This window comes from uncultured Campylobacter sp., assembly GCF_938045405.1.
Classification (GTDB): Bacteria; Campylobacterota; Campylobacteria; order Campylobacterales; family Campylobacteraceae; genus Campylobacter_B.
Genome location: NZ_CALIMW010000149.1, coordinates 1 through 7232, shown reverse-complemented (window position 1 = coordinate 7232; position 7232 = coordinate 1). Strand labels below are relative to the sequence as shown.

Sequence of the window (7232 nt, the reverse complement as noted above, 5' to 3'; positions counted from 1 at the left end):
CCACGAGCGGGGATCTGGCGCTGATGGCGCGGGCGTTTGCGCTCGGCGTGCAGGCGGGGCGCGATGCCTATCTGGCGGGGCTCGGTGCCGTTTCTAAGACGGCCAGCGCAAGCTCGCCGCTAACGGGATTTTTGAGGTAGCGGTTAAATTTTAAGCGCGGCTTGATTATGCGAGCTATGTTTTTTTGCGCCGAATTTGCCTTTATCGGGCTTGTATAGATACAGATCACGCAAGCTCCACGTAGCAGCCGATAGATGCGGCGTGAAATTTTAAAATTCGCGGCGCTTAAATTTACACGCAAAAGTGTGTCGCGTAGAATTTAAATGAAAATTTAAAAGGAAAATTTTAAAGATGAATAAAACCGGCTATCTAGCGGGCATGGAGGATATCGGAAGCGAGATGATGGAGCGCACGCTTGCTCTGCGCGAGGGCTTTTGCGAGGAGGCGAGCGAGGCTGACGTGCAAAGGGCGATCAGCGCGAAAAACAGAGGTCTGCGCGATTTTGCGGCGCTACTAAGCGTGCGCGCAGGCGAGCATTTGGAGCAGATCGCGCAAGCCGCAGCGCGCGAGAAGGCGGCGCATTTCGGCAGCAACGTTGCCGTTTTCACGCCGATTTACATTTCAAACTACTGCGACAATCTCTGTGTTTACTGCGGCTTTAACTGCAAAAACAAAATCGCGCGCGCAAGGCTTGATGAAGCGCAGCTAAAGGCGGAGTTTGAGGCGATAGCGGCGAGCGGGCTGGAAGAAATTTTGATCCTCACGGGCGAGAGCGAGAAAAACAGCCCCGTGCGCTACATCGGGCGCGCCTGCGAGCTCGCGCGGCAGTATTTTAAGGTGATCGGCGTCGAAATTTATCCGATAAACTCCGCTGATTACGCCTATTTGCACGCTTGCGGCGTCGATTTCGTCACCGTTTTTCAAGAAACCTACGATCCCGCGCGCTACGCGCAGCTGCATCTTGCGGGCAACAAGCGCGTTTTTGCGTATCGTTTCGCAGCCCAAGAGCGCGCGATTAGAGGCGGTATGCGCGGCGTGGGCTTCGCTGCGCTTTTGGGGCTCGGAGACTTCCGCCGCGATGCCTTTGCCACGGGCGTGCACGCGTGGCTGCTTCAGCGCAAGTACCCGCGCGCCGAGATCTCCTTTTCGGTGCCGCGTCTGCGCCCGATCATCAACAACGACAAAATAAACCCGAAGGACGTCGGCGAGCGCGAGCTGCTGCAGGTGATGTGCGCGTATCGGCTGCTGCTGCCAAGTGCGCAGATCACGATCTCCACGCGCGAGAGGGCGGGCTTCCGCGACAATGCGATCAGGATCGCGGCGAGCAAAATTTCGGCAGGCGTGAGCGTGGGTATCGGCGGGCACAGCGAGCAGAGGGGCGACGAGCAGTTCGAGATCAGCGACGCGCGCAGCGTAAGCGAGGTCTGCGAGGCGATCCGCGACGGCGGGCTGCAGCCGCTGATGAGCGAGTATATCTATGTCTAAAAGCGCGGATATGCGAGCTTACGCCGCGAAACTTCGGCACGAGAGGCTTGCTTCAGCGGCGAAATTTTTAGAATTTTATGCGGCGAAATTCTGCGTTCGTATGGGTAAAATTTGCAACGCCTTTTTAAGAGGCAAGATTCGCGGTGCGTTACTTGCGGGCAGATTTGGTGCCGCTAGACGCAGCAAAATTCGTAGCGTAAAATACTACGCCGAATTTTACAGCGCCGTACACGGCGATAAAATTTATGGCGTTATGGCGGATAATAAAATTTTAGGCACCGCGCTAGCGAGCGTTAGGAATTCTGGGCTCAAAAATGCGCGCGTAAATTTAAGGCCTAGGAATACATACGCGTATTTAAAATTTAAAGGCAGCGCAAATTTCGAGCCCGCGGGCGGCGTAAATTTTAAATTTAAAAACGGCGCGAGCTTCAGGTTCTTATGCGGCGGCAACGCAAAGCCGCTAAAATCGAGGAGCTGGGCGAACGCTTTGAGTTTTAGCGCTGCGGCGGAAATTTCAGACCTTATTAAGGCGGGCGAAATTTTGAAATATGGCGTGACGACGGGGATTTCGGCGCTCGCCCTAGCAAGTAAAATTTTAATCCCTAGCATCGCAGGCAAAATTTTAAATTTGAGCGCGGCGCTACGCACGGATATTGAGTTTAAAGGGGCGGGCGGATGCGAGATTTAGAGCTTGCTTCGCGCATTACGATCATCACAAATCGCGCGCTCTGCGGCGGCGAGGCGGCACTGCTTGCGCGTATAGCGGATTTTGCCGCAACGGACGTAGGCGAGATCGTCGTACGCGAAAAAGACCTGAGCGAGAAAGCTTACGCAGCGCTGTTTTGTAAAATTTTACTCGCCTGCGAGAACGGATTTTGTGCGGATACGGTCCGCGCGGACGAAATTTTTGCAAATGAAGCTAGTGCCGCTAAATTTAGCAAAACCCAAGCTTTCGTGAGCGAATTAGACGCGAGCGCGGCCTACGCGGATAAAATTTCGCTCTACGAGTGCAACGAGGACAAAATTTTATTAAAAAAGCTCCATTTAGGCGGCAGCAGGAGCGAGCTTTGCGCGGATACAGCCCGCAGGCATGGTGCGGCTACAGATGATATACGGTCTAAAAATTCCGCTTGCGTTTTAGATGAAATTTTGTCTGAAAATTTTACCGGCGCCGCAAATCGCGCGGACGATAGCACGCCAGGCGAAATTTCGCTTCGCGGTGCCGTATGCAAAACGAAACTAGCGGCAGAAGGCGTACGGAGCGCAGAAAATACGGAAAGTATGCGGAGTACGCAAAGTGCGGAAAATACGAATGATGTGCATAGTGCAAAAAATGCGCGGAGTGCGCAGTACATAGGGAGCTCAGAAAATGTAGGGGGCGTAGAAAATTCACAGAGCGTAAAAAAGGCGGAAAACTCGCAGAGCGCGGAGGGCGTGCAGAGTGCAGAGAGTGTAAGGTGTCCACCCGCGATCTTTGTGCATAATTTTGCAGATTTTGCGCTGAGCGCGGGAATGAGAAATTTATGGCTGCCGCTCGGGGTTTTGCGGAGCTTTAGCGCGGCGCACGGCGCGGAGTTTTTGCGCGCGAATTTCAAAAAATTGGTCGCTTCCTGCCACAGCGAGGCGGAGGCGCGCGAGGCGCTGGAGCTGGGTGCCAGCGCGATCTGCCTGAGCCACATCTTCACGACCGATTGCAAGGCGGGGCTCGCGCCGAAGGGGCTAAATTTGATCCGCGCCGTGCGGGAGTTTTTCGCGGGCGAAATCTATGCGCTGGGCGGCATAACGCCGCGCAATTTCGCCTCCGTCCTACGCGCGGGAGCCGACAGGATCGCCGTTATGAGCTCAGCGATGGCTGCGCGGGACGCGAGCGATTTCATAAGAAAATTTAAGAAATAAATCGATCCAAAAATGCGGTTTGTTTCCGTTGTCGCGCCCTTGCTGATGTAATTGTGCTGCATGCGGCGCGACGCAAAAACATATATTTCAATAAAATCAAAAACGCGCGAAATGAACGCGATTTATTGCAATTTAAGCCCAAAGTTATAAAATACGAGCGATTTAAGCTTAAGGATATTTTTTGGATAAAGTGCGGCTTGAGGAATCAAAAAAGCTTCTAAACGAACAGCGCCGAAATTTAAAACAAAAGCTGCGAAAAGGCGCTAGCGTCGAAATTTTTGACGATACGGATTTAAGCGATGCGGCGGATCGCATATCATTAAATTTAAACGATGCAAATTTGAGTAGCAAAAACTTTAAAAATACGAATTTTAATCAAACAGACCCCGAATCGCAACCCGATCATCTTTGCGGCGCAAATTTCCGAGATAGAAATTTAAACGACATGAATTTAAACTCAAAAGATGAGATAAAATTTCAAAATTTAAACCCGGGTGGTATTTCATCGCGGGGCGCTAAAACTCGTGATTACGATAAAGAACCGTTAGTCATCAAAGACTATATAACGATCGTATATATTATAACTATAGCGGTATTGCTTTGTTTTGCCATGTTTATAAATTTAGTATTTAATATCCCCTACGATAGAAAAGTTGCAAATATCTTGCTCACTGCACCTTTGGTTGCTAGGGCTCTTAAGGGTTTTTCGCAGCATTACGGAAGGAAATTTATATTTTTAAACTCAAGCATAAAATGTATAAAATCAGGCGAGCAGCTCGTAATGAAATTTGATGATATTTTATATTTCAAAAAGACTTTCGCGCTTGTTTATGAAAGCGAGACGCGAAAATGCACGGAAACGGAAAGAATCATAGGAAAAACCTGCCTCGCCATATACGTACTCGCTTATATTTATGGTGCGATATTTGATGACTCTATGATAGTTTTTATAATGTTATTTTGCTGCATGGGGGCAATTATCTTTCTTTTTATACTGCAAATGATTTTTCATCTATTTAAGGGCGGCTTATTTTCATGTAGGTTTGTCGATGCTTTAATTATAGATGCACTTTACAATAAATTTTTTATATTTATACCCACTAATAAAGAATATAACGAGCTTAAAAAATATATGAAACTAAAATTTAATAAAGACCTAGACGCGCCAAATTATCTTTTAAGAGTTAAAAATTTTTAATTCAGGCATTTTTCGAATTTACGAAGTCTCATTCCACGAGCCGTGCGCGGATGTCGCCGAAGAGCAGCACGTCCTTCAAAACGGCGCGATCGGCGTAACCGCGCTCGTTTAGGCTCAGGTGCAGCTCGCCTCGGCTGCTCGAAAATATCGGCTGGTTTATGAAAACCACGTAAATCGCCGCAGCCTGCTTATCCGCGCCCGCGCCGCGCCCTTTAAAATTTACGTCCGTTGTGCCGGTTTTCGTATCTGCTCCGCTAGAGCTTGCGCTTGCCGCTACGTCGGAGTTGGTGTCCGCATCGCTAGGCGGCGCGACGCCAAGCTCGCTCGCGATATTTGCAGCGGCACTTCCGCGCGGCCTTTCGATGTCGATCCTTCCGTCGGCGCTCTTTGCGCCTGCGGCTCGGACGAAAAATTTATCGCCCGAGTGCGGGATTTTAGAGAAATTGAAAAACAAACTCAGCAGGTCGTTCGTCGCAAAATAGGGCAAAATTTCATCGCTTACGAGCTGTAGCTCGCCGCCCGTGCCCTTGAACTTTTGAAATTTTATCGTTTTGCGCGCGTAGTCGAAGGCGTAGGTTTTGCGCTCGTTTTTCGTCGTTTTGCCCTTTTTGCGCGAGACCTCGTGGACGTAGAGATCGGGCATCAAAAGCCCCGCCACGACGTGCCCCTTTGAGCGGAAGCTCTCGCGCCTTTGCCCGCTTAGGCTACCCGCGACGCCCTGCGCAACGGCATCCATGACGATCTCGTAGCGATCGCCCTGCCGCACGAGCCGCGTGTTTGCGCTGCCGACCGCGCCGAAAACGCCGAAGGAAATCTCATATTTTGCGCTGATCGTCTCGCTAAAAAGCGCGCTCGCGCATAAAATCAAAATAGCAAAAAATTTCATCCCTATCGTCCTTTCGCTTTGCGGTGCCCCATCATACGACGCCCGTGAAATTTACGCTCTTTGCGTCGCTTTATCGCATTGTGCTCGCAAAGCTCGCGCGGGAATCTGCGCCGCATTCGTAAAATTTACCATAAAAATCAAAACTCGCGCCGCCTATTTCATTTCTCCATAGCGTGATTATTAAATATCAGCCACCGCTCGCCGTCGTGAAAGGCCGCGCCGTGTGCGCCTAAAGACACCGACTGTCGCCGCTTTTATATTTACGACGCATATACGGCTCGGCGCGCGCTTGCCAGAAATTGGCGATTTTATATTTCGTACAGACCGCTTCGTCGCAAAGCATGCCTGTGAATAAAATCAAAATTTCATATTGCGGCTATGTTTGCACTTTGCGCTAGCCGCTACGCCGCGCCCGTAAAATTTACGCTCTTTTGCGCCACTCGTAATTTGTACCGCCGTTTCGTGCCGCAAATGCAGCCGCGTCGGTCGCTAGTAAATCCGCTCAAATTCAAATGGCTCGCGCGGGTCAAATTTGTAAATTTAGTCCTTCCAAAGCCACCATTTCAGCTTGGCTTTGTCGGGACGGGGCGTGCTGGCGTAGTAGCAAATCATGCGGTAAACGTAGAGGATGCATCTGCCGCGTCCGAGCGCCTTTGTGCGTTCATTCGTCTCGTCTGAATCCGCGCCCTTTAGCGAAGCGATGTCCTCGTAGCCCAGCGCCAGCAGATCAGCCTCTGTCGCCTCGCCGACATAGGGGATTTTCTTAAAATCGCTCGCGCCTTTACTCAAATTTTACTCCAATCTTTATTCAAATTTCGCCAGACTCGCCATTTGGACAAAATTTTAAAGCCCTTGAGAGTGCGGAATTTCAAAATTTCACTCGTGTGAGGCAAATTTTAAAATTTTATCCACGGGATGCGAAAAATCTTTAAAATTTTACCTCGCCGCCGGGCCGCCGCTGCGCTTATGCGCGCCGCTTTTTAGTGTTAAGACGCCCGCCGCTGCGCCCATTGTCGGAAATTTTATCTGCAAGCTAGCAGGGAGCTTGGGCGCGGTAAAGCTTAAACGTTTTTAATCCCAAACGGAGTAAATTTACGCTTCCGCCTTGCGCCAAATGCAAAAATCTGATACGTTTGTTTCAAACTCCAACGGATTTTGTAAAAAGACGGCAGCGGCGCTTCGACGTCATCCGAGCCGCCTTTGTGCGATGATTTAATTAAAATTTCTTTCGCGCTAAAACCATGCTTAAAATAATTTTTCACCAAATTCTACGCAGGCTCGAGCGCTAAATTTGACCCAAAATTCGCTCGCAAATTTCGCGCGGATCGGCGCTTCGATAGATCGGGCGACCGACCACGATAAAATCCGCTCCAGCCTCGCGCGCGACATCCAGATTTGCTACTCGCTTTTGATCTGCTGCACTCTCGCCAAACGGCCTTACGCCCGGGCAGAGCGTAATAAAATTTGCACTCGTGGCGTCCTTTATCAGGCGGCTCTCGAACGCCGAGCAGACCATGCCGTCAAGCCCCGCTTCGTAGCTCATCACGCCAAATTTGCGCACGGCTTCGCTTAATTTTTGCTCGTAAACCGCGCTAAATTCGGTCTCGTCAAAGCTCGTTAGCGCAGAGACTGCAAGCACTAGCGGGCGCGAAGCTAGCCTGCCCAGTCGCTCCATCACCGTAGCCATTGCGCGTTTGCCGCTACTTGCGTGTACGTTTATCATATCTACGCCAAGCTTTGCGATCTCCTCGGCAGCGTCGGCCATCG

7 protein-coding genes and 1 pseudogene are annotated in these 7232 nt (G+C 50.5%); 5 read left to right on the top strand and 3 right to left on the bottom strand.

Annotated elements, in window-relative coordinates; translation table 11 throughout:
* The 5 genes and pseudogenes from Q0140_RS05970 to Q0140_RS05950 form a co-directional block, all read left to right on the top strand.
* A pseudogene (locus Q0140_RS05970) lies at window positions 1-140 on the top strand (thiazole synthase); the annotation flags it as partial.
* A 211-nt stretch (window positions 141-351) separates the two neighbouring features.
* The gene (gene thiH, locus Q0140_RS05965; protein WP_297962770.1) at window positions 352-1485 is read left to right on the top strand and encodes a 2-iminoacetate synthase ThiH; all 1134 of its coding nucleotides are present in this window, start codon (window positions 352-354) and stop codon (window positions 1483-1485) included.
* Window positions 1478-2173, top strand: a complete 696-nt coding sequence (locus Q0140_RS05960; protein WP_297962768.1) for a hypothetical protein — start codon at window positions 1478-1480, stop codon at window positions 2171-2173. The genes thiH and Q0140_RS05960 overlap by 8 nt, the downstream gene beginning before the upstream one ends.
* Complete coding sequence (locus Q0140_RS05955; RefSeq protein WP_297962766.1) at window positions 2161-3381, top strand: thiamine phosphate synthase; 1221 nt, start codon at window positions 2161-2163, stop codon at window positions 3379-3381. Before Q0140_RS05960 ends, Q0140_RS05955 begins: the two co-directional genes overlap by 13 nt.
* A gap of 181 nt (window positions 3382-3562) precedes the next feature.
* A complete protein-coding gene (locus tag Q0140_RS05950) occupies window positions 3563-4579 on the top strand; it encodes a hypothetical protein (protein WP_297962764.1) in 1017 nt (338 codons plus the stop codon).
* 28 nt (window positions 4580-4607) lie between these two features.
* On the opposite strand, the gene Q0140_RS05945 is transcribed toward Q0140_RS05950, so the two are convergent.
* The 3 genes from Q0140_RS05945 to pyrF all read right to left on the bottom strand — a co-directional run.
* Entirely contained in the window at window positions 4608-5465 is an 858-nt protein-coding gene (locus Q0140_RS05945; protein ID WP_297962762.1) for a DUF3108 domain-containing protein, read from the bottom strand.
* A 540-nt stretch (window positions 5466-6005) separates the two neighbouring features.
* Window positions 6006-6254 (bottom strand): helix-hairpin-helix domain-containing protein, encoded by a 249-nt coding sequence (locus Q0140_RS05940; protein ID WP_297962760.1) that lies wholly within the window; start codon window positions 6252-6254, stop codon window positions 6006-6008.
* A 496-nt stretch (window positions 6255-6750) separates the two neighbouring features.
* Window positions 6751-7232 (bottom strand): orotidine-5'-phosphate decarboxylase (pyrF, locus tag Q0140_RS05935; RefSeq protein ID WP_297962758.1); only part of this gene is annotated, 482 nt, incomplete at its 5' end.